Annotated in this window: 19 protein-coding genes and 2 pseudogenes; 10 read left to right on the top strand and 11 right to left on the bottom strand. The window is 61.9% G+C overall.

Features of this window, described 5'->3' with window-relative positions:
• The first annotated feature begins 73 nt into the window (after positions 1-73).
• The 3 genes and pseudogenes from mscL (at position 74) to ATN84_RS02455 (ending at position 1,836) form a co-directional block, all read left to right on the top strand.
• Complete coding sequence (gene mscL / locus ATN84_RS02460; protein ID WP_068879935.1) at positions 74-490, top strand: large conductance mechanosensitive channel protein MscL; 417 nt, start codon at positions 74-76, stop codon at positions 488-490.
• A gap of 76 nt (positions 491-566) precedes the next feature.
• Positions 567-766, top strand: a pseudogene (locus tag ATN84_RS27655) (pyridoxal phosphate-dependent aminotransferase); the annotation flags it as partial.
• The gene (locus ATN84_RS02455) at positions 748-1,836 is read left to right on the top strand and encodes an AbrB family transcriptional regulator (RefSeq protein ID WP_068879934.1); all 1,089 of its coding nucleotides are present in this window, start codon (positions 748-750) and stop codon (positions 1,834-1,836) included. The pseudogene ATN84_RS27655 and the gene ATN84_RS02455, both read left to right, overlap by 19 nt.
• Positions 1,837-1,894: 58 nt before the next feature.
• Here the strand turns inward: ATN84_RS02455 and hemA are convergent, their stop codons facing one another.
• The 6 genes from hemA to ATN84_RS02425 all read right to left on the bottom strand — a co-directional run bounded on the left by hemA (position 1,895) and on the right by ATN84_RS02425 (position 7,308).
• Positions 1,895-3,172 carry a 5-aminolevulinate synthase gene (hemA, locus tag ATN84_RS02450; RefSeq protein ID WP_068879933.1) on the bottom strand — a complete coding sequence of 426 codons (1,278 nt, stop codon included), beginning with the start codon at positions 3,170-3,172 and terminating at the stop codon, positions 1,895-1,897.
• A gap of 147 nt (positions 3,173-3,319) precedes the next feature.
• Positions 3,320-4,348, bottom strand: coding sequence for an allantoicase (alc, locus tag ATN84_RS02445; RefSeq protein WP_068879932.1), 1,029 nt, complete (start codon positions 4,346-4,348; stop codon positions 3,320-3,322).
• 85 nt (positions 4,349-4,433) lie between these two features.
• The gene (locus tag ATN84_RS02440) at positions 4,434-5,135 is read right to left on the bottom strand and encodes a glycosyltransferase (RefSeq protein ID WP_068879931.1); all 702 of its coding nucleotides are present in this window, start codon (positions 5,133-5,135) and stop codon (positions 4,434-4,436) included.
• A 64-nt stretch (positions 5,136-5,199) separates the two neighbouring features.
• The gene (locus tag ATN84_RS02435) at positions 5,200-5,823 is read right to left on the bottom strand and encodes a glycosyltransferase family 29 protein (protein ID WP_068879930.1); all 624 of its coding nucleotides are present in this window, start codon (positions 5,821-5,823) and stop codon (positions 5,200-5,202) included.
• Between the two features lie 309 nt (positions 5,824-6,132).
• Positions 6,133-6,318 carry a hypothetical protein gene (locus ATN84_RS02430; RefSeq protein WP_068879929.1) on the bottom strand — a complete coding sequence of 62 codons (186 nt, stop codon included), beginning with the start codon at positions 6,316-6,318 and terminating at the stop codon, positions 6,133-6,135.
• 102 nt (positions 6,319-6,420) lie between these two features.
• The gene (locus tag ATN84_RS02425) at positions 6,421-7,308 is read right to left on the bottom strand and encodes a LysR family transcriptional regulator (RefSeq protein ID WP_068879928.1); all 888 of its coding nucleotides are present in this window, start codon (positions 7,306-7,308) and stop codon (positions 6,421-6,423) included.
• 91 nt (positions 7,309-7,399) lie between these two features.
• Between ATN84_RS02425 and ATN84_RS02420 the strand changes: the two genes are divergently transcribed.
• Both ATN84_RS02420 and ATN84_RS02415 read left to right on the top strand, forming a co-directional pair.
• Entirely contained in the window at positions 7,400-7,807 is a 408-nt protein-coding gene (locus tag ATN84_RS02420) for a CidA/LrgA family protein (RefSeq protein WP_068879927.1), read from the top strand.
• On the top strand, positions 7,794-8,492 hold the full coding sequence (locus ATN84_RS02415) for an LrgB family protein (RefSeq protein WP_068879926.1): 699 nt from the start codon (positions 7,794-7,796) through the stop codon (positions 8,490-8,492). Before ATN84_RS02420 ends, ATN84_RS02415 begins: the two co-directional genes overlap by 14 nt.
• Before the next feature lie 66 nt (positions 8,493-8,558).
• Here ATN84_RS02415 and ATN84_RS02410 read toward each other — a convergent pair whose 3' ends face one another.
• The 4 genes from ATN84_RS02410 to ATN84_RS02395 form a co-directional block, all read right to left on the bottom strand.
• Positions 8,559-8,900: a BRA0787 family protein gene (locus tag ATN84_RS02410; RefSeq protein WP_068879925.1), complete on the bottom strand. Its 342-nt coding sequence runs from the start codon at positions 8,898-8,900 to the stop codon at positions 8,559-8,561.
• Positions 8,901-9,172: 272 nt separating this feature from the next.
• On the bottom strand, positions 9,173-9,988 hold the full coding sequence (gene proC, locus ATN84_RS02405) for a pyrroline-5-carboxylate reductase (protein ID WP_068879924.1): 816 nt from the start codon (positions 9,986-9,988) through the stop codon (positions 9,173-9,175).
• Between the two features lie 75 nt (positions 9,989-10,063).
• Entirely contained in the window at positions 10,064-11,374 is a 1,311-nt protein-coding gene (locus ATN84_RS02400; RefSeq protein ID WP_068879923.1) for an O-antigen ligase family protein, read from the bottom strand.
• Positions 11,343-12,338 (bottom strand): glycosyltransferase family 2 protein, encoded by a 996-nt coding sequence (locus ATN84_RS02395; protein WP_068879922.1) that lies wholly within the window; start codon positions 12,336-12,338, stop codon positions 11,343-11,345. Before ATN84_RS02395 ends, ATN84_RS02400 begins: the two co-directional genes overlap by 32 nt.
• A gap of 170 nt (positions 12,339-12,508) precedes the next feature.
• On the opposite strand from ATN84_RS02395, the gene ATN84_RS02390 reads away from it, so the two are divergent.
• From ATN84_RS02390 to ATN84_RS02380, 3 genes are read left to right on the top strand one after another with little or no spacing between them, the layout of a single operon-like run.
• Positions 12,509-13,690, top strand: coding sequence for a glycosyltransferase (locus ATN84_RS02390; protein WP_068879921.1), 1,182 nt, complete (start codon positions 12,509-12,511; stop codon positions 13,688-13,690).
• Between the two features lie 44 nt (positions 13,691-13,734).
• Entirely contained in the window at positions 13,735-14,523 is a 789-nt protein-coding gene (locus ATN84_RS02385; protein ID WP_068880833.1) for a WecB/TagA/CpsF family glycosyltransferase, read from the top strand.
• Entirely contained in the window at positions 14,520-15,383 is an 864-nt protein-coding gene (locus ATN84_RS02380; protein ID WP_068879920.1) for a DUF6492 family protein, read from the top strand. Before ATN84_RS02385 ends, ATN84_RS02380 begins: the two co-directional genes overlap by 4 nt.
• On the opposite strand, the gene ATN84_RS02375 is transcribed toward ATN84_RS02380, so the two are convergent.
• On the bottom strand, positions 15,384-16,634 hold the full coding sequence (locus ATN84_RS02375) for a lipopolysaccharide biosynthesis protein (RefSeq protein WP_068879919.1): 1,251 nt from the start codon (positions 16,632-16,634) through the stop codon (positions 15,384-15,386).
• Positions 16,635-16,861: 227 nt separating this feature from the next.
• On the opposite strand from ATN84_RS02375, the pseudogene ATN84_RS02370 reads away from it, so the two are divergent.
• Together ATN84_RS02370 and folD are read left to right on the top strand one after the other, a co-directional pair.
• Positions 16,862-18,676 (top strand): annotated as a pseudogene (locus ATN84_RS02370) (GumC family protein); the annotation flags it as partial.
• Positions 18,677-19,145: 469 nt separating this feature from the next.
• Positions 19,146-20,045, top strand: a complete 900-nt coding sequence (gene folD / locus ATN84_RS02365; protein ID WP_068879918.1) for a bifunctional methylenetetrahydrofolate dehydrogenase/methenyltetrahydrofolate cyclohydrolase FolD — start codon at positions 19,146-19,148, stop codon at positions 20,043-20,045.
• Positions 20,046-20,169 lie beyond the last annotated feature (124 nt).

Raw genomic sequence — 20,169 nt, 5'->3', positions numbered from 1 at the left:
TTTCAGGCCGATGCTGTAGAAATATTACCGGGGAGGCGGATCGAGGCTTCAGGATTTATGGAGAGGATACGGCATGCTTCAGGAATTCAAGGAATTTGCCCTTAAGGGAAATATGGTCGATCTGGCGGTCGGTGTCATAATCGGCGCCGCTTTCGGCGGTCTCGTCAATTCGATCGTCAAGGATATCATCACGCCGATCATCGGCCTCATTACCGGCGGCATCGATTTCTCCAACATGTTCGTCCAGCTCTCCGGCCAGCCGCAGCCGACGCTTAATGCCGCGCGTGAGGCGGGGGCGACCATCGCCTACGGAAATTTCCTCACGCTTCTCATCAATTTCCTCATCATCGCATGGGTGCTGTTCATGGTGATCAAGTTGATGAACAGCCTGAAAAGGAAGCAGGAAGAAGCGCCGGCGCCCGAATTGCCGCGGGACCAGGTGCTGCTTACCGAAATCCGCGATCTTCTCGCGAAACAGCAGAAGGCGTGATCTCATCACGCTGAATTGATAGGACCCAGGTCCTTGTTGTGGGCCGGTGAGGGCGATCTGCCGACGCCGACTTCCTTATGTGTTCGTCGGCGTTGACGGGATCAAGAAACATTCCAGGTCGCCTTCGATATTGTTGATCAGGCCAGGGTGGGGCTTGCGCCGGGAACCGCTTTCGGCCAAGGAGGCGAAGCCTATTTTCGGTTGTGCTTCGCCCGCCGGCCGGATCAGGTCGAGGAAACGGCGGACCGACTGGTGGAATGGATCAAAAACCTCTGATACGTAAAAAAGACGACGTCTGGGCCAAGGCGATCGCGATGGTCGTGTCGCTTGCCATCGCGTCGGTCGGCGCCGTGCTGGCGTTCTGGATCGGTCTTCCCATTCCGTTTCTTCTGGGTTCTGTCATTGCCGTAACGGCCGCATCGCTCGCCGGTATGCGGATTTATCTGCCCAACTGGCTGCGCAATGTCGTCTTCTTCCTGCTCGGGCTGCAGGCTGGGTCCGGCGTGCGGCCTGAAACGTTCGATCAACTGGCGGCATGGCCGGGCAGCTTCGTCATGCTTTTTGTCACGCTCATCCTGGTGACGGGGCTCACCTATCTGCTGCTGCGCAAGGGGTTCGGCTGGGATGGCCAGACGGCGCTGTTCTCCGCCCTGCCGGGCGCACTCTCCTTCGTCCTTGCGGCGGCGAGCGATACGCGCGCCGACATGGTCAAGATCACCATCATCCAGACCACGCGCCTGCTGCTGCTGATCGGCTTTCTCGCACCGCTGCTCGCCGTCCTCAGCAGGAATGCGCCGCATGTGGATCTCGCCGTTACCCACGAGTTGACGCTCCAATCCGCCGCCATCCTCTTCGCCGGTTGCTTGATCGGAGCCGTGATCGGCCATTACAGCCGCATACCTGGAGGCATGATGCTCGGCGCCCTGCTGGCGAGCGCGCTCCTGCATGGAACGTCGACGGTGGCCGCCAGCCTGCCGCGCAGCATTTCCGATATCGGCACGATTGTACTCGGCGTTCTGATCGGCTCGCGCATCAATGCCGGCCATCGCCGGCATATTCTGCGTTATCTGCCGGCGGCCCTTCTCGCCTTCGCCATCGGCACATCCGCCGCCTTCGCCACGGGCGCAGTCGTTTGGCTGGTCTTCGATATACATCCGGCGCAGATCGCGCTTGCCTTCGCGCCGGGCGCGCTCGAGGCGCTGACCGTCATCGCCTTCTCGCTCGGCGTCGATCCGGCCTATGTCGCCTCGCACCATGTGGCGCGCTTCATCATGATCGCCGTCACGGTGCCGTTTCTGGCGCGCTGGCTGAACAGGAAGGAAGGGAGTAAGGCAATAGGGGAGTAAGTGAACAGGGGAATATGTTCGAGCAAAACATACTCCCCTTATTCCCTTTGAACGGAGGTTATCCGCCGGCCTTCGAGACCATCAGCGGAACGACGCGGTCTGATTTCGCGACCGCCGGCACGTTATTCTCGGCGAACGGAATGCCGAGCGTGTTCCAGACCTCCAGCAGCGCGTCCCTGAGCTCGAGCACCAGCGCGTCGCTGTGGAACGGCGTCGGCGTGATGCGCAGACGTTCCGTACCGCGCGGTACGGTCGGATAGTTGATCGGCTGGATATAGATGCCATGTACGTCAAGCAGCCGGTCGCTCGCCATCTTGCAGAGCTCCGGATTGCCGACCAGGATAGGCACGATATGCGTTTCAGACGGCATGACCGGCAGGCCGGCGGCCGCCAGCACGTCCTTGGCCATCTGCGCCTGGCGCTGGTGCTGCCGGCGCTCTTCCTGCGAGGTCTTCAGGTGCCGGATCGAGGCTGTCGCCGCCGAGGCGATCGCCGGCGGCAGCGCCGTGGTGAAGATGAAGCCCGGCGCATAGGAACGCACCGCGTCGATGACCGAGCGCGAGCCGGTGATATAGCCGCCAAGCGCGCCGAATGCCTTGGCGAGCGTTCCCTCGATGATGTCGATGCGATGAGCGAGGCCATCGCGGTCGGTGATGCCGCCGCCGCGCGTCCCATACATGCCGACCGCATGCACCTCGTCAATATAGGTCATGGCGTTATATTCGTCGGCGAGATCGGCGATCCTTTCGATCGGGGCGATATCGCCATCCATCGAATAGACGGATTCGAAGACGATGATCTTGGCGCGGCTGCGTCCCGCGGCCTTCAGCAGGCTTTCGAGATGCTCGACATCATTGTGCCTGAAGATTTTCTTTTCCGCGCCTGAGCGGCGTACGCCCTCGATCATCGATGCGTGATTGAGCTCATCGGAAAGGATAAGGCAATCCGGCAGGAGCTTGCCGATAGTCGAAATGGCGGCCTCGTTGGAGACGAAACCGGAGGTGAAGACGAGACCGGCTTCCTTGCCGTGCAGATCGGCCAGTTCGGCTTCGAGTTCGACCAGCGGATGGTTGTTACCGGAGATGTTGCGCGTGCCACCGGCGCCCGATCCAAGCCGTCCCGCCGCATCGCAAAGTGCCGCGATCACGTCCGGGTGCTGGCCCATGCCGAGATAATCGTTGGAGCACCATACGGTGATTTCGCGGGCGGTTCCATTGGCGCGCCACAGCGCACGGGGGAACCGGCCCACGATTCGTTCCAGATTGGCAAAGACGCGGTAACGCTTCTCGGCGTGCAACTGGTCGATCGCATCCTCGAAAAAACGGCGATAGTCCATTAAACGCTCCTGATATGCATATTTTTCCTACCGCTTTTAACCTTTTGCGTCCATCACTGAAAGCGGAGGCAATTTGCCACGGGTCCAGGTAGGGTAACATTTATCAGGCGGGATACGTTGATCAGGCGCAAATTCTCGCGGAAATCGTTAACGGATAGTCCCGAAAATACGCAGCCGGCTGACCCCGCCATCTGGATATATGTTGAGCCTGACATGGCTGACCCGGCCCGCCAATTCGGCCGATTGGGCGATATCAGCCGCGCCGAAATCATGCACGGCATCCATGGAAAGCTTGTGCTGGGGCAGGATTTCCGACCAGAACATCGAGGATGTCACGATCATCTGCGAGAGATCACCCGCCGCATTGCCGAGATCGGCCCCATCGAGCGAGCAGCGGTCGGGGTAATTGCCCTTGTAATGGGCGGTATCGACCACGATACGCTTGATGATCCCGGGATGGCCGAGCTGCACGATCAGCCAGTCATTGCCCGGCTCGCGCCGCCGCCGCGTCTCCCATCCATCGCCCATATTGACGCCGCGTCCCGGGGCCAGCACGCGGTGCAGCGAGCCGTAATGCGCGTCGGAAAACGCCACCACCCGCCCGCCGTTCAGTGCGGAGGCAAGGTCCACCTCTTCGCCCGGCGCGACTTTCGACCAGTCGCGCCACGGCTCGCCATAGACGCGCAGCCGTGCGATGCCGCCATCGGGGTAGATATTCAGCCGCAGATGCGTCCAGACGAGGCCATTGTCGCAGGGAAAGAAATGATGGCTCGATGGCCCGAGCGCCGCCTGCGGCTGGATTTCGATCCATTCGGTCGTCTCGTCCGGGTCGCCCTCGGTCCGGCAGCCCTCGATGGAAAAGGCCGGCGGATAATTGCCGGTGAAGTGGCTGGTATCGACATCGAAGCCATAGATCACCCCCGGCACTGCCAGGCGGATGATTGCATGGTCATGACCCGGTCCGCGCTTGCGGCGGCTCTCCCATCCATCCATCCATTTGCCGTTGTCGTCATAACGGTCAGGATAGAAGATCGCCGGCGCATCGCTCAGCATCCGCTCCAGCGGTGCGAAGAATTCGTCGCTCGCCGAAAGGCCGACGGCGCCAAGCCCGGCGGAAGCGAGGTTGATGCGGTTTCGGGCGAAGGCGGGAAGATCGGTCTGTATGGTGTCGCTCATGAATGGCTCTCGCGGATACGGTTTGCAACTGCTCTAGCCCAGGGCATGCAGTTTGACCAGTATCCGCGGAGCTTTCACTTGCAGATCACATGGGCTTCCAGGACGGATCGATCGTCGTCGCCTCGGCACGCCAGAGGTCGCCATAATCGACATTCTGCCAATCCTTGAACCAGGGGCCACCGCGCGTGTAGTGCACGGCGTTGGGAAGGCCCTTTTCCGGCTTCTCGTTCCAGCCTTCCAGCCAGTTCCAGTTGATCGGCAGCGAGCCGATCTCCTCGTCCTTGGCCCATTGCATCCGGTGGAGATAGGCGCCGGTCTCTTTGTTGATCACGTCAGGCGTCAGCGTCCTGGTCGAGGGATGCTCGCAATTGAACAGCATGAAGGACGACCAGTTCTTGCGCGGATAGCTGGTCTGCACCTTGCCATCCATCTTCACGCTGTCCTTCGGTTGATAATCGTGCTGGGCGCAAAGCACGGCTTTCGACGGGTCTTGGTATTGCTTCAAGTCGGCCAGATCACCCAGAAACAGGAAATCGCAATCGCAGAACAGCGCCCAGCCCTTGTAATCGGCGAGCCATGGCGTGAAGAAGCGGGAATAGGTGAACTCGGTGGAAGCGAGCGGATCGACCTCGCGTGTATAGACGCCCCTGTCGACCAGTTCCTGCAGCTTGATCGGAATGATTTCGAGCGGGATTGACGAATGTTTCAGCGCCGAGTGTTTCGCCACCTCATAAGCGATAGGCTCACGGGAATCCCAACCGATGAATATCTTAAGCGGTTCGTGCATTCCAAATCTCCTTCTGCTAAATATACCTTCGCGCTGATGCAGCCCAATTGCGAAGAAAATTGGGTTATTCGAGCAGGGTTATGCGTCCGTTCTCGACTTTGTCCGCGACCCATTTGCGCTCATCTGCCCAGGCGTGACGTTTCCATCCCTCCCAACTGAACCCGCAGAGCCTGATGTCCCACGCCTCCCTGGGGAAATGCTGCAGGATGTACCAGATACCGAAATAGCCGGTGCTTGGAAACACTTCATGCATCTTTGCTTCGGGAAGCCCAAGCTCCTGACAGCCGGCGAGATAGAATTGGGGTGGCATGACCCGGATTTCCTTGCCGGCGGCGCCGAACTCGTCGATCGCCCGCCAGGTCCAGTCCACGCGCCGGCCCTTCAGGCGTGAAAGAATGTTCGGCTTGATGAAATATTTCTCGATGATGCGCGGGTGATAGGCCAGCATGATCTCCTTCGCCGCGACAAAGATCGGCGAATGGGGGAAATCGGGGTCATCGAGCCGCCTCTGCATGGGCTTGCTGGAATTGGCCATCATCAGAAGGTCGGTGCGCGTGCCGCTCATGCCGATCGAAGCCTTCGGTTCGTTGAACCGGAGGGCGAATTGCGCGGCATCGATTTCAGCCGAGAGATCGCGGGGCAGGGCGCCGTTTCCGACGATGACGAGTTTCTTGCGTGAGGAGGACATTTCGGGCTTTCCAGATGGGATATCCCTCGGAAACGAGGCATGAAGCCCGTTTTTAGTCCAAACGCCGAAATACTCAACGGGTAAATCGGGCCGCAACCACGGCAATACTGCCATGTGGTATGAAGGCTTCTCACCGGAATGAAGATGCCATTATGGCCGCGGCTGCTGGAAGCATTATCGCATCAGCCGATAAGAGCTTCAGGGCCGCGATCTCATGGATATCGGCATCGCATTCCCGACGCCCACCGCGTCGCACGCGACGGGCCAGGTTCTAATTGAAGCAAAACTGAACCGAAAAACCGGTTCCGATCAGGTCTCGCCTGGCTTTTTCACGCGGATATGCACGTCCTCATCGGCCAGATCAAAGCCGGAATAGTTGCGCTGGAATGCGATGATCGCGTCGTTGACGCCTTTCGAGAAATCATCGTCGCGCACTTCGATCCGGTGCCGGTACAAAATCCGGTCGCCCTTGTAGAAAACAACCTGCCCTTCCATCGGAACCTCCTTTGGATGCGTTGATCTATAAAAGTTAAGCCCAAAATCCTGCAGATCAAGCCCGGAACGTCAAAGTAGATGATGAAGGCGGGCGCCTGTCGCCTATTTCGGAAGTGCCGCACCGGGCGAGCGGGCAAGCTCCAGCCATGCCTTCGCGGCATGGGAGAGATAGGCGCCGCGCCGCCAGACCAGCGCCATGTGCCATTCCATCTGCTCATCGTCGATCGGTATGAGGCGAACGGCGGGATGCCTGCGCTGTTCGGCGATCATCCGCGGCAGGAAGCCGACGCCCATGCCGGTGGCGGCCAGCTCGACGATGAAATCGATCTGGCTGCTGCGCACGGCGATCTCGGGCGTGAAACCCCGGCGGTCGCAGGCGTCGAGGATGATCTGGTTGAGCGCAAACCCGCTCTCGAACAGGATGAAGGGAAGGGTAGTGAGGTCGCTAAGCGCCGCTGCGCTCCCGTCCGTGGCGGGATGGGAGAGGGGAAGCAGCGCGACGATCGGCTCGCGCCGCACATCCTGCCATTCGAAATCCTCGGCCACGGGAAGCAGCGAGGCGATGATTTCCAGTTCGCCGGCAAGCAGAAGCTCCTCGAGCCGCTTGCTGCCGTGCTCGATAAGGCGGATGTCGATATCGGGATGCAGGTTCCTGTAGGCGGCGAACACGGGTGCGAAGAGAATGCTGCTGCCGATCGGCGGCAGGCCCAGCCTGAGAACGCCCCGTTTCAGCCCCCGCAACTCGTTGAGCTCGGCTACGAGATCATCCCGCTCGGCGAGCATCGCCAGCGCCCGGCGATAGACGATTTCCCCCGCTGCCGTCAGCGTGTTCCTGTCGCTGCGGTCGAGAAGCACGGCGCCGAGCTCGTCTTCGAGCTGCTTGACCGCCTTGCTGACGGTGGACTGCGTGGCGTGGATGGTTTTGGCGGCCTGGGAAAAGCCTCCCTGCCTGACCACCTCCACGAATGCATGGAGTGCTCGGAAGTTCATAGCCATTCCATATCAGAATAGCTGCGATGCAATCAATTCAATTTATTCATGGCCCTTTGCCTCCTATATTGCGCCCACGGAGATCAACCACATGACAACGCACCGGCTTCTCACGCTTTCCCGCCACACGGTACATCACAGCCGCCTTTTGCAGATCGGACTTCTGTTCGGCTTCTGGCTGGTGGGCGAGGCTGTCGTGCGCGTTCTTGGTCTGCCTGTCCCCGGCGGCATCGTCGGCATGCTGCTGGTGCTGGGCCTGCTTGTCAGCGGGCGCATCAGCCTGTTCAGCATGAAGCGCGGGGCCGAGTGGTTCCTCGCGGAGATGCTCCTGTTCTTCGTGCCCGCCGTGCTTGCCGTGCTCGACCACCGCGAGTTCATCGGCCTGCTCGGGCTCAAGGTGCTGGCGGTCATCCTCGTCGGCACGCTGACGGTGATGGGCGTCACCGCACTGACGGTCGATCTCTGCTATCGCTGGACGTCTCGCCATGTGGTCGAATGATCCCATCTTCCAGACGATATTCTGGTCGCTCGCGACGATCCTCCTCTATCTCGCGGCCAAGAGCCTTTATCGGCGCTGGCCACGCTGGTGGCTGACGCCGCTGGCGGTCACGCCGGCTTTGCTGATCGCCATCGTCCTGATGCTGCACAGCGATTACCGGGTCTATATCGGCAGCACCCATTGGCTGCTGGCGCTCCTTGGGCCCGCGACCGTCGCTTTCGCTATTCCCATCTATCAGCAGCGTGCGATTATCCGCCGCCACTGGCCGGTTCTGCTCGCCGGCGTCCTGGTCGGCAGCACTACGGCGATGCTCACCGCTTGGGGCCTCGCCAGCCTGCTCGGCCTCAACGAGACATTGCGGCTGAGCCTCCTGCCGCGCTCCATGAGCACGCCCTTCGCCATGACAGTTTCGGGCGATATCGGCGGCGTGCCGTCGCTGACGGCCGTGTTCGTTGCCTTCACTGGCGTCTTCGGCGCTGCACTCGGCGAGGTGATGCTGCATTGGCTGCCCTTGCGCTCGACGCTGGCGCGCGGCGCACTCTTCGGCATGGGCGCCCATGGCGCAGGCGTCGTTAAGGCCCGTCAGATCGGCCTTGAGGAAGGCTCGATCGCCGGGCTGGTCATGGTGATGGTCGGCATGGCGAATGTGCTGGCGGCGCCGGTTCTCGCCTATCTCCTGCGATAAGGCGGGTCCTCCCGAAATGAAAACGGCCCTCGAAAGGGCCGTCTGTCTGTTCGTTCTGCCGGATGTTCAGGGGAGGATGACCGGCAGTTTCCGCTTCTGGCGCTGCTCGCAAAGCGAGCGCATGGCCCGTGCGGCCTGCGCATAGGTCGTGCCGCTTTCACCCGATTGCAACGATGCTTCCGGCACCAGATCGCGCAGGGCATCGAGCGTTCGCATCGGAATCACGTCCGTGCAGCTCCACAGGCGGCGAAACACCACGCTGATGCGCGTATGCTTGCCATTGACATCGACGGCAGGCTCATCGGCGCCTGCAATCCAGTCCTCATATGCATCCACCGCATCCTGGAATGCGTTGTGCAGATAAATCGGCGCATGACCTTCATAAAGCGGGGGGAGCAAACTCGTCATGTCTGTTTCCTCACTCTCGGTTATTGGCCTGAAGATTGCCCATGACCGTACTCAAGGCCGTCGGCGATGAGATCACAGGGTACAGGTGTTTTGTGACGGATTGCAAGAAAACATGCGTCATCCATCCAGGTGGAATGGTGGAACATTCAGCTTCAGGAGCAGAGTGGCTGCCGTTCTTGCGGAGAACGCGGGGTTTTGAGTAATTTCCGTCTGAAAATAGCGGCTTTGTGGAAGAATATTCGCATTCACTTTTTTGGCGCCGCAAGCAAGCGTCAACCTTTCCCGAGCTCGATGGAACGTTGTTTCGCCGCCTCCACCGCTTCTTCGACTAGGTTCTTCAGGCGGTTCTCGCCCATCAGCACGTCGAGCGCCGCTGCGGTCGTCCCGTTGGGGCTCGTCACCTGTTCGCGCAGTCTTGATGGGGTGTCGCTGCTGTGTGCGGCAAGCGCCCCCGCGCCATGGACGGTCTGCATGGCGAGCAGCGCCGCTGTATCCCGCTCCAGCCCGGCCGTGACGCCCGCATCCGTCAGGCATTCGATGAAATGGAAGACATAGGCCGGGCCCGAGCCGGAAACCGCCGTCACCGCATCCATCAGCCCCTCGTCGGCGATGCTGGCGACCTGACCGCTCGTTTTCAGGAGTTCGGTGACGAAGGCCATGTCCTCGTCCTTCACATTGGCGTTCCTGTAGGTCACCAGCATCCCCTTGCCGATGGCCGCGGGCGTGTTCGGCATGCAGCGGATGACGGCCGCCTTGTCGCCGAGATGTTTTTCGAAAAGCGCCACCGGAATGCCGGCGGCGACGCTGACGAACGTCGCCTCGCCGGCGAAGCGCGCATAAGCGGGAATGATTTGCGCCATCACCTGCGGCTTGACGGCGACGAGCACCATGCGCGGCTTGAGGTCGGCGGGAAGGGCGCTTGCCTCGGCAACGGCGCGGACGCCAAGCGCGCCCGCGCGTTCACGCAAAGCCTCCGCCGGCTCCACCACATGGACGTTCTCCGGCTGCAGAGCGCCGGAATCGATCCAGCCCTTCAGCATGGCGAAACCCATATTACCGCATCCGACCAGAACCACCCTGTCGCTCATCTTTCCACCTCTGACCACCGATTTCGCGCGGCACTTTGGCGAGGGTCCGGCTTGCGGTCAACTGCCTCCGCAGCTTTATTTCTCGCGTGGCGAGAGCGCCACCCGGGCGGTCATCCGCAGGCCGAAAATGGCGAGAACCAGCATCAGCCAGACCGGATCGACACGCCGGAAGAAGAAGCTCTCCAGAAAGGCGTTGAGCGTCGAGAAGGTCAGGATCATCATGAAGAAATCGGCGAGAAGCACGTTCTCGCGGTTGCGCCGGCAGCGGACATAATCGACGAGCGGCATGAGAATGATGACGATGACGGCGCAGATGAGGGCCGGAATTCCCATCGTCACCGCTATGTCCAGATAGCCGTTGTGCCCATGCACGATGCCGCGCACGTCCCAGTCGAGATAATAGGGATTGGCCGCCTCCATGACGACGGGCGTCGACCAGAAACTTTCGAAGCCGTAGCCGGTCCAGGGTCTCTCAGCGAGCTTTTCCAGCACAAACCGCCAGATCGAGGTGCGCCCGGTGAATGTCGGGTCCGAAACCAGGCTCTCGACGATCCGCGCAAAGGGTGGAAAGAGCACTGTGCCGATGGTGAAGCAGAAAAAGACGATCTGCGCCGCGAAGACGCCTGCCGCTGCCAGTGGCCGCAGGCCCAGAATGCCTGGCAGGGCCACCATGAGCGCGACCAGCGGCACGAGCGCGGTCGAGGTCTTCGATCCGGTCTGGGTGACGAAGACGAGCGCGCCAATGGCAACGAGCGCGCCCGAGATGAACCATCGCCGCCGCATCAGATAGATACCGGCGAAGAAGAACGCCGCCATCACCGGAGCGGCGACGTTCTTGTGCGAAAAGACGCCGCGCCAGAGATAGGAATTCTGCGGCTCCAGCGCGTCATAGCCGTGCGTCGCGAGATCGGGCACGAGCACCAGCCCGGCATAGGAAAGCATCAGCACCAGCGCCGCCGAGACGGTCAGCGTCATCGAGAAGCCGTCACCATCGCGCGGCAGGCACAGGACCGAGATGACGCAGATCATGCCGATCATGGTGAATATGACGGCGCGCAACGCCGCCTGAGGGTCTGGCGAGACGCGTGATGACAGCACCACGAAACCGAGCATCAGGAGCCAGAGCGGGCTCGCCATCGCGGCGATGGTGCGCGGCTTCGCCAGCATCAGCACCGAAAGGATGGCCAGACCGCCGAGCCCGCCGAAGCCGAGCTGGTTGATCAGGTCGCCACCCTCGCCCTCCGTTCCACCGGCGGGCTGATAGGGCCGGAAGGAGATCAGAAGAACCGACAGGATCAGCGTCGCCAGCACGATCGCCGCCATCCGCATCGAAATGGCGGGCCGTGCGCGGCTGTCAGTTCTTCTCAGGCTGGCGGTATTGCTCATTGGCATATCCGAATTCGGCCAGAACGCGGCCGAGACCCACATGGATATAGTAAAGACCGGAGGAGGGCGACCCGGATTTCAGCGTTTTGGCAATGGCCTTGAAGGGCGAGAAGGCGAGCAGCGCCAGGCTCTTGGCGACGACGCGGGGTTTGCCCAAAGGTTCGTCGGCGCGCTTGCGCTTTTCGACGAGGGTCGAGATCACGCCGTTGCGCAGGCCGCGCGCCCGAATCCAGTCGCGCTCCAGCCGGCGGCTCGGGATGGTTTCGCGGATCGGCGCTTCCGCGCACCAGGCGACCTTGAAACCCTTCTGGATGCTCCGGCTGATGAAATCGGAATCGCCGCCCCCCATGAAATTGAACATGAGGTCAAGGAAGGGGTAGGGCATCGCCTCCAGCACCCGCCGCGAGACGAGCAGATTGCCGGAGGAATAGACCACCGGCACGGGGCCGCTCTGCTCATAGGGCGCGGCGAAGACGGGATGCTTTGCCCATTTCTGCTGCTCCGGCCGTTCGAACACCGGTATCTGCGGCCCGCCGACGATATCGGCGGCGTAGGTCTCCCGTGCCCGGCACATGTTTTCGAGCCAGTGCGGATCGGCGATCTCGTCGTCGTCTATCACGAGAAGCGAGGCGAAGTGCTTGAACTGTGTGAGCGCGGTCAGCCAGCCGGCATTGTAGGCGTTGCAATTGCCCCGATCATGCGCGACGAGCAGGATGCCTTTGAACGTGCCGTCCTCGAAGAGCGGACGGACGGCCTTCGCCCCTTCCTGCCCCTCGGCATCGTTCTCCATGACGATGATGGCGAAGCGGCGTTCGGTCATCTGCGCCTTGACGGATTGGAGCGTCCTGATGAGATGCTCCGGGCGCCGGAAGGTCGGTATCGTCACGACCACCTCGATCGCGTCGGGGCGCAATTGCGGCGACTGGGCAAGGATGGTGATATTATCGGGCAGTCGCTGCTTCATTCCGGTGGTTCCAATGGGCAGTCCATGCTTAGCGCTGCGATCTTAGAGTTCGATTAACGGCGGCGCGAGCCGGCAACACGCCATATCGATTAATCAAGCCTTCATTTCGCCCGCTTATGCTCCCATGGCAGGCAATTGCCTGTCTTGCATTTCGACTTCCAGTAGGGCCGATGCACCTCTTATTCGTCACGTCGCTTGTTCCCGATGGTGAGCCGACCACCGGTTACGAGATCGCCAATGCGGCGATCATTGACGGCCTTCGCCGGGCCGGCGCACGCGTGACGGTATTGGGCTTCACCTGGCCGGGCAAGCAGCCTTCAGATCCGGAAAATACGATCCTCCTGGGCGAGGTGGATGTGCGCACTGATACCGCCGGGCTAGCGCAAAAGCTCCTGTGGTTGCGCCGGGCGGTCGCCGCGGGGCTAACCGTCTCTTCAGTCAAATTGCGTGTGATACCGGAAGCCAGGTTGCGCGCGGCAATCGCCTCGGCCGGACCGTTCGATGCCTATGTCCTGAATGGCGTGCCGCTTGCCGGCGCCTTCGAGCATGTTTTCCGCGACAAGCCGTCGATCTTCGTGGCCCATAACGTCGAATACCGCTCGGCGCAGGAAAACGCGGCTGCGGCCGGAAGCCTTGTCCAGAAAGCGCTCTTCGCGCGCGAGGCGCGGCTCCTTCGCGGGCTGGAAGCCCGGCTCTGCGACCGGGCGGATTTCGTCTATACCCTGGCGGAGGACGACGGCAAAACCTTCGGTCTTCCGCCGGAGCGCTTTGCGGCACTGCCGCTGGTGACGCGCAAGGAGATAAGGCCGCGACCTTTGCTCCCCGTCGCCCATGATCTCGGCCTGATCGGCACCTGGACCTGGGCTCCGAACCGCATCGGCCTGGAATGGTTTCTGCGTGAGGTCAAGCCGTTGCTCGATCCCGGCATCGGCATCGCCGTCGCGGGCGGCACGCCCGCCGATCTGCGCTCAGCATGGCCGGGCGTGGCCTTCGCAGGCAGGGTGCCTGATGCCACGGCCTTCGTCGAAAGCTCGGCGGTCATACCGCTGGTCAGCCGCGCCGGCACCGGCGTCCAGTTGAAGACCATCGAGACATTCGAACTGGGCATGCCAAGCGTGGCGACATCGCGCTCGGTGCGCGGCATTGCATCGCTGCCGGCCAATTGCGTCGTGGCCGACGAGCCCGTCGCATTCGCCGCCGCCGTCAGCGCCATGATCGCCGGCGTGCGAAATGGCGATCGCCAGCGGCTCGACGGCAGGGCCTTCCATGCCAGCCAGTTGCAGAAGCTCGACGCCGCCATCCGCCGCGGGCTGGACCGTCTGGCATCGGGAAAGCGGAAGGTCGCCGGATGACGCCGGATAAAAGGAAGCCTGTTGCCGGCGGATCGAGCCGCCGCATGACGCCCGGATTGGCGCCGGCGTATGACGTGCTCGGCATTCCCGTTGCCGCGCTCGGCTGGCAGGAAGCGCTTGATCTCGTTGCCGGCCGCATCAAACGAGGCGAATTTCTGCGCGTCGCCTGGCTCAACGCGCATTGCGCCAATATCGCCTGGCAGACGCCGCGCTATCGCGCCGCGCTGAACGATTTTCTCGTCCTGCCCGACGGGCTGGGCGTCGATCTGGCTGCCTCCCTCTGGCACGGCAAGAAATTTCCGGCCAATCTCAACGGCACCGATTTCACGCCCGCCCTCATCAGGCATATCAAGACGCCGCTGCGCATCGGCCTTCTCGGCGCCCGGCCTGAGGTGACGGAGAAGGCAGTCACCTTTTTTGCGGGCCTCGCGCCGCAGCACGAGGTCAGGATGATCTCCGACGGTTACTTTGTGCCTGAACAGGAGGAGGGTATCCTGAAGAAGCTCGCTGATTTTCATCCGGATATCCTGCTGGTTGCCATGGGCGTGCCGCGCCAGGAGCTCTTTATCGCCGACAAGCTGACGAAGCATCACTGCACGGCCGCCTTCGCCGTTGGCGCTCTGTTCGATCTTCAGACCGGCACCGTCCCGCGTGCGCCTCTCTGGATACGGAAGTTGCGCGTTGAGTGGCTTTATCGCCTCTGGCAGGAGCCGGGCCGTCTCTGGCGCCGCTATATCATCGGCAATTTCCTGTTTGTCACCCGCCTCGTCTGGGCGCGGATATCCAGGCGAACCACTACGTCCACCAATTCCAATATTGACGGCGAAGCATGAAGACCGCCATTGCCACCGCGAGCTATGCCGGTGATTTCGAGCGCTGCAAGCTGCTCTGCGAGACGCTCGATGCTCATGTCACAGGCTTCACCAAGCACTATCTCCTCGTTGAAAGTGGCGATGTCGGTCTTTTCCGGCAGCTGGAAAATGCGCATCGCGTGGTCGTGGACGAGCGCGATCTTCTGCCCGCATGGCTGAAGGCGTGGCCGGATCCTTTGACCCGCGGCAGGCGCCGCATCTGGTTTTCGCCACGTATCCTCCCCTTGCGGGGCTGGCATGTGCAGCAGATGCGGCGCATCGCGCTTGCCGCCCATATCGATGACGATGCAATCTTCTATGCCGATTCCGATGTGGCCTTTCTTCGCTCCTTCGATGTTGGAACGCTCTGGCGGGGCGAAGACCTGAGGCTGCTGCGCCATGAGGATGCGCTGTTGCGGCCTGTACCGGGCGATCAGCTGATGTGGTCGGCCAATGCGGGGGCGTTGCTCGGCATCGATCCCGCGCGGAAATCGCCGCATGACTATATCGGCACGCTGATCGCCTGGCGGCGCGATGCGCTTATCTCCATGTGCAAGCGCATCGAGGCTGTCCATCATAGCCATTGGGTCGAGGTGATGGGCCGTGTCAGGCGCTTCTCCGAATGCATGATCTATGGCCGCTATGCCGACGAGATACTGGATGGCAGGGGCCATTTCCACGATGGCAAGGATCTGTGCCGGGTCTTTTGGTTCGCGCCGGCGCCGACCGATGAGGAATTCCGCGCTTTCGTGGCCGAGATGAAGCCGGAGCAGGTGGCGATCGGAATGCAGTCCTTCATCGGCGTCGATACGGATCACATCCGCAGGCTGATCGGCTGCTAACTAAACACGTTTTGCCGGCAGCCGCAGGCCGCGATAAGTCAGCACCAGTGACAGAAGATAGAGCGCCGCGAAGACCGCGTTCAGCCAGACAACCCAGGCATCGTCGGCGCCGAAATGGGTGAAGAGGGGCCAGACGAGCAGCGCCTTCGCGCCCGCCAGGATAGCAAGGTTCAGCGTGCGCAGGCCGGATTGGCCGCGCGCATAGAGCAGCTCCGCCTGATATTCGACGAGGTTGCGGAAACCGGGCACGAGAATGACCAGCGGCAGGAGCGCCACGACGCCGGCGACATTCGAGCCGAGTGCATGCGGAAAGAAATAGAGGAACAGCGCCAGGCCGGCGAGGGCGGCGGTCGAGACGAGGAACACGCCGCCCTCAAGCCCGGCCTTTATCTTCAGCGAGCGCAGCATGTCGGGCGTGCGCATCAGCTTCTGCACGAGCATCATGTTGAACGAGCGGATCGGCAGGGCGGTCAGGTCGACGAGCCGCATCAGGATGGCGTAGATGCCGGCGATGCGTGGTCCGCCGATCGAGAGCACCAGAAGCTTGTCGAGCTCCATCTGGACATAGAACAGGATTTCGGCGCCGGCCACAGCCAGCGCATCGGCGATGCGGCGCTTGTAGAGCGCCGGCACGAAGCGCAGCCGCACGCGCGGGTAGAACCACAGCGCGACGAGCAGCGAGACGCCGTTGGCGGCGAGATACCACCATGCCCAGTGGGCGAGGTCACTATGCGCCGAAAAGGCGAAGAGGACGGCCGCCACCGCCCGCGTCACCGTGCCGAAGATGACGAGAACAGCCGCCTTGCCGAAACGGTTGAGGCCGTTATTGACGATGATGATGACCTCGGCCGAGCGCCAGAAGAGCGCTTCCGCCACGATGATCAGCGCAAAGACGCTGAAAGTCACATCGCGGCCGAAGAAGATTGCATGCACCGCCCATGCCGCGATGGCGAGGAAGGGCAGGGAGAGCGCGATAGCCGCGAGATAGCCGCCTGTATAGGCGCCGATCAGCTGCGGCTTGACGGTGGCGATGCGGTAGAGCGGCGATACGAAGCCGAACGATACGAGCCGCGAGAGAACAACGCCGGTGGCGGAGGCGGTCGCGAAAACGCCGAAATCGGCGATGGAGAGCGTGTTGGCGAGCGCCACGAAATAGGCAAGCGAGACGATGACCCGCCCCGCCGATCCGCTGATGACAGAGAAATAGTCGCGGATGAGACCGGCTTGCTGTTTCAACTGGCTTAAGATCAAGGAGACGTCCCGCTGCTGGCCCCGCTTCTCGCAGAGAATGACCGCCGCTCAATCTAGCGACAAAAGTTTAACACCCTGTATGGACCCGCAAAGTCAAGAGCGGCGTGTCCGGCCAAGGCCGCAGGAATAATCCTTATCCGCCGTATTTTTTAACGATTTCTTTTCCATGCAAATTTAGTTTGGCTTAACCAAAGGCGGCGTTGCGTTTCGAGGATGGGCAATAGCGGATGAACGGTCCGGAAGACGAACATAAGAAGCGGGCAGCGCGGCCGCTTCTGTCGTTTGCAGGCAAGCCCGATCCGGAAGGACCGAGGGAAGGCCGTCGTCCGCCTGTCGCCCATACACTCTGGGATGACGAGGCAGAGCGTCATCGCCTCGCCCATGCAAGGCGCATGGCGGAACGCGAGCGCCACATTGCCGAGACCGAACCCGAACCCGAGCCGCCTGTTCTGGAAGACACCCTCCGCAACGCGGATACCGCCCGAAGCGATCAGGAAGCGCGCATCCGCGAGGAGATGGCCGCCGTCGAGGCCGAATTGCGCGCAAGGCTCCAGTCGGGCGAGGACAATCCTCCGCCACCGCCACCACCGCCCGCAACAGCCGCATATCATGCCGAGGAAACGCCTGCCGGTTACAGCCATGCCGAACCCGCCGGTAACGATCGAGTTCCGGACGGCGAATACCGTGACGAGGAATGGAAGCCGCTCGTCGATCCGCGCGCGGTCTTCGGTTCTGTTCGCCGCTCCAGAAACCTCATTCTGGCGACGACGGTTCTTGGCTTGGCGCTGGGCGTCGCCTATGCGCTCTCGGTTTCCAAGACATATGTGTCGACTGCCGATATTCTGGTCGATCCCCGCGACATCAAGGTGGTCCAGAGCGATCTGACGCCGGGCCAGCTGCCGACCGATGCTTCGCTTGCCATTGCCGAAAGTCAGGCGCGCCTTGTCGATTCCAGTAGCGTGCTGACCAAAGTCATCGATCGCGCGGGACTTCTCCAGGATCCCGAATTCAACGGCACGCTGAAGCCCAGCGGCATCGCGGGCTTCTTCGCCTCGATCAGAAACGTGGTATCGGGTGATGGTACGGAAGACGCGACGACGCTTGAAACCAGGGTCCTCAACAATCTCCGCAAGAGCCTGACCATTTCCCGCGATGCCAAGAGCTTCATCTTCTCGATCTCGGTAAAGACGCGCGATCCGGAAAAGTCGGCCTATATCGCCAATACGATCGGCGATGTCTTCCAGCAGCAGCTGGGCTCGATCCAGTCCGATGCGGCCAAGCGCACCACTGATACCTTGTCCGCCCGTCTTGCCGATCTGCGGGCCGGCGTCGAGAAAGCCGAAAGCGCGGTGGCGAAGTTCAAGGCTGATCATGATCTGGTCAACATCGAGGGAAAGCTCATCACCGATGACGATATCGCCAACCTCAACAACCAGCTGAGCGCCGCGCGCGCCGAGACGATCCGGCTGAACGCCCGTGCGGAATCTCTCAAGGGCATGACGGCGGAAAGCCTTTTCACCAGCGGTCTGCCCGAAGGGCTGCGCTCCGGCGCCATCACCGCGCTGCGCTCGCAATACGCCGCCGCCAGGCAGCAGGCGGATGGGCTGGCGACCAAGCTGGGCCCCCGCCACCCGCAGTTGATCCAGCTCCAGTCTGAGGCCGAGGGTCTACGTCGCGAAATCGAGGCGGAGCTCAACCGCATCCGCACTTCGATCCAGGTCGATCTCAGGCGTTCCGTGCAGCAGGAGCAGGATCTGGCGGCGCGCCTGGCGCAGTTGAAGGTCCAGCACGCCGGCAACAATGAGGAGCTGGTCAAGCTGCGGGAGCTGGAGCGCGAGGCGAGCGCCAAGCGCTCGGTCTATGAGGCCTTTCTGTTGCGCACGCGCGAAACCGGCGAGCAGGAGGGCATCAATACGGCCAATGTCCGCGTGATTTCGGCGGCGCGCCCGGCGCTGGAATCGGCCGGTCCGTCGCGCCGCAACATCGTGCTGGCGGGTTTGCTGCTCGGCCTTTTCGCCGGTCTTGGCATCGCCGTCATGCGCGGCATCTATGCGAGCCTTGTCGGCACCCCGGCCGCGCCGGTCTACGCCCCCGCATCCCGACGTCCCGATTTCGATCCACAGCCGCCCGCGCCGATGGGCGGCGGCAACACACCACGCCGTTCGTCAGCGCCGGAGCGCGAAATGCAATCCGAACAGGGAGAAACCCGCCTTGCGGCGGCGGTGCGGCGGGCCCGAGAAGGCCGCGCCGAAGACGAGACGGAGGTGCCTAACGCCTATGATGTCTCGGAAGACATCGCCACCCCGGACGAAGACCGGCTGATACCGTTCCCGCATCAGCGGCGCAGCGAAATCGACGAAATCCGCGAGGCAATCGCGGATATCCGTCACGCCATGGCGCGTTATCGCCGCTGAGGCGCTTCTTTAATCCTGGAAGTCGCTTTTGGTTATTGTCATGCAGGCGTCACCCCGTTATGCGCTGCATGATGACGGCCAACCACGGGAGCTCTGAATGACGCAGGTGATTGACGGCAAGCTTGTTGCCGGGGACGTTGTAAGCCAGGTGAAGCAGGCGACGTCGAAGCTCGTCGCCGAAACGGGCGTCACTCCCGGCCTCGCCGTGATCATCGTCGGCGACGATCCGGCCAGTCATGTCTATGTCAATTCCAAAAGCCGGATGGCGAAGGAATGCGGGTTCAAATCCGTTCAGCACACCTTGCCCGCCGAGACGACGCAGGAAGAGCTGGAGGCGCTCGTCGCTTCGCTGAATGAAGACCCCTCGATTCACGGCATTCTTGTCCAGTTGCCGCTGCCGAAGCATCTGAAATCCGAACCGGTCATCCAGTCGATCTTGCCGCAAAAGGATGTCGACGGCCTCCATGTGGTTAATGCCGGCAAGCTCGCCACGGGCGATCTGGAGACGGGTCTGGTGTCCTGCACCCCGGCAGGCGCCATGGTGTTTGTCCGCCGCATCCATGGCGAAGATCTCTCGGGCCTGAACGCAGTGGTCATCGGCCGCTCGAACCTCTTTGGCAAGCCGATGGCGCAATTGCTGCTGAATGCCAATGCGACGGTGACCATTGCTCACAGCCGCACCAAGGATCTCCCCATCCTCTGCCGCACCGCTGATATTCTGGTGGCCGCCGTCGGACGCACGCAGATGGTCAAGGGCGATTGGGTGAAGCCGGGCGCGACGGTCATCGATGTCGGCATCAACCGCATCGCGGCGCCCGAGAAGGGCGAGGGCAAGACGCGCCTCGTCGGCGATGTGGATTATGCCGAGGCCGAGAAGGTTGCCGGGGCGATAACGCCGGTTCCAGGCGGCGTCGGCCCGATGACCATCGCCATGCTGATGGCCAACACCGCCAAATCAGCCTATCGAGCCGCGGGGAAGGCAGCGCCGAGGTTTTAGGCCCTCTTCCCCGTCATTCTCGGGCTTGTCCCGAGAATCTACTGCCGGTAGAGGCTGATCTTTTCACTGGTGCCGCAGGGACAAGTCTCTGCCGGCTCTCACTTATTTTCTTACGGCAGATCCT

It is taken from the genome of Paramesorhizobium deserti (assembly GCF_001558695.1).
GTDB classification, from domain to species: domain Bacteria; phylum Pseudomonadota; class Alphaproteobacteria; order Rhizobiales; family Rhizobiaceae; genus Paramesorhizobium; species Paramesorhizobium deserti.
This window is presented reverse-complemented; position numbering and strand designations above follow the sequence as displayed.

Excerpts from the sequence above, each read along its gene's own strand:
- mscL (WP_068879935.1), top strand. The coding sequence starts at position 74 with ATGCTTCAGGAATTCAAGGAATTTGCCCTTAAGGGAAATATGGTCGAT.
- ATN84_RS02455 (WP_068879934.1), top strand. The coding sequence starts at position 748 with ATGGATCAAAAACCTCTGATACGTAAAAAAGACGACGTCTGGGCCAAG.
- hemA (WP_068879933.1), bottom strand. The coding sequence starts at position 3,172 with ATGGACTATCGCCGTTTTTTCGAGGATGCGATCGACCAGTTGCACGCC.
- alc (WP_068879932.1), bottom strand. The coding sequence starts at position 4,348 with ATGAGCGACACCATACAGACCGATCTTCCCGCCTTCGCCCGAAACCGC.
- ATN84_RS02440 (WP_068879931.1), bottom strand. The coding sequence starts at position 5,135 with ATGCACGAACCGCTTAAGATATTCATCGGTTGGGATTCCCGTGAGCCT.
- ATN84_RS02435 (WP_068879930.1), bottom strand. The coding sequence starts at position 5,823 with ATGTCCTCCTCACGCAAGAAACTCGTCATCGTCGGAAACGGCGCCCTG.
- ATN84_RS02430 (WP_068879929.1), bottom strand. The coding sequence starts at position 6,318 with ATGGAAGGGCAGGTTGTTTTCTACAAGGGCGACCGGATTTTGTACCGG.
- ATN84_RS02425 (WP_068879928.1), bottom strand. The coding sequence starts at position 7,308 with ATGAACTTCCGAGCACTCCATGCATTCGTGGAGGTGGTCAGGCAGGGA.
- ATN84_RS02420 (WP_068879927.1), top strand. The coding sequence starts at position 7,400 with ATGACAACGCACCGGCTTCTCACGCTTTCCCGCCACACGGTACATCAC.
- ATN84_RS02415 (WP_068879926.1), top strand. The coding sequence starts at position 7,794 with ATGTGGTCGAATGATCCCATCTTCCAGACGATATTCTGGTCGCTCGCG.
- ATN84_RS02410 (WP_068879925.1), bottom strand. The coding sequence starts at position 8,900 with ATGACGAGTTTGCTCCCCCCGCTTTATGAAGGTCATGCGCCGATTTAT.
- proC (WP_068879924.1), bottom strand. The coding sequence starts at position 9,988 with ATGAGCGACAGGGTGGTTCTGGTCGGATGCGGTAATATGGGTTTCGCC.
- ATN84_RS02400 (WP_068879923.1), bottom strand. The coding sequence starts at position 11,374 with ATGAGCAATACCGCCAGCCTGAGAAGAACTGACAGCCGCGCACGGCCC.
- ATN84_RS02395 (WP_068879922.1), bottom strand. The coding sequence starts at position 12,338 with ATGAAGCAGCGACTGCCCGATAATATCACCATCCTTGCCCAGTCGCCG.
- ATN84_RS02390 (WP_068879921.1), top strand. The coding sequence starts at position 12,509 with ATGCACCTCTTATTCGTCACGTCGCTTGTTCCCGATGGTGAGCCGACC.
- ATN84_RS02385 (WP_068880833.1), top strand. The coding sequence starts at position 13,735 with ATGACGCCCGGATTGGCGCCGGCGTATGACGTGCTCGGCATTCCCGTT.
- ATN84_RS02380 (WP_068879920.1), top strand. The coding sequence starts at position 14,520 with ATGAAGACCGCCATTGCCACCGCGAGCTATGCCGGTGATTTCGAGCGC.
- folD (WP_068879918.1), top strand. The coding sequence starts at position 19,146 with ATGACGCAGGTGATTGACGGCAAGCTTGTTGCCGGGGACGTTGTAAGC.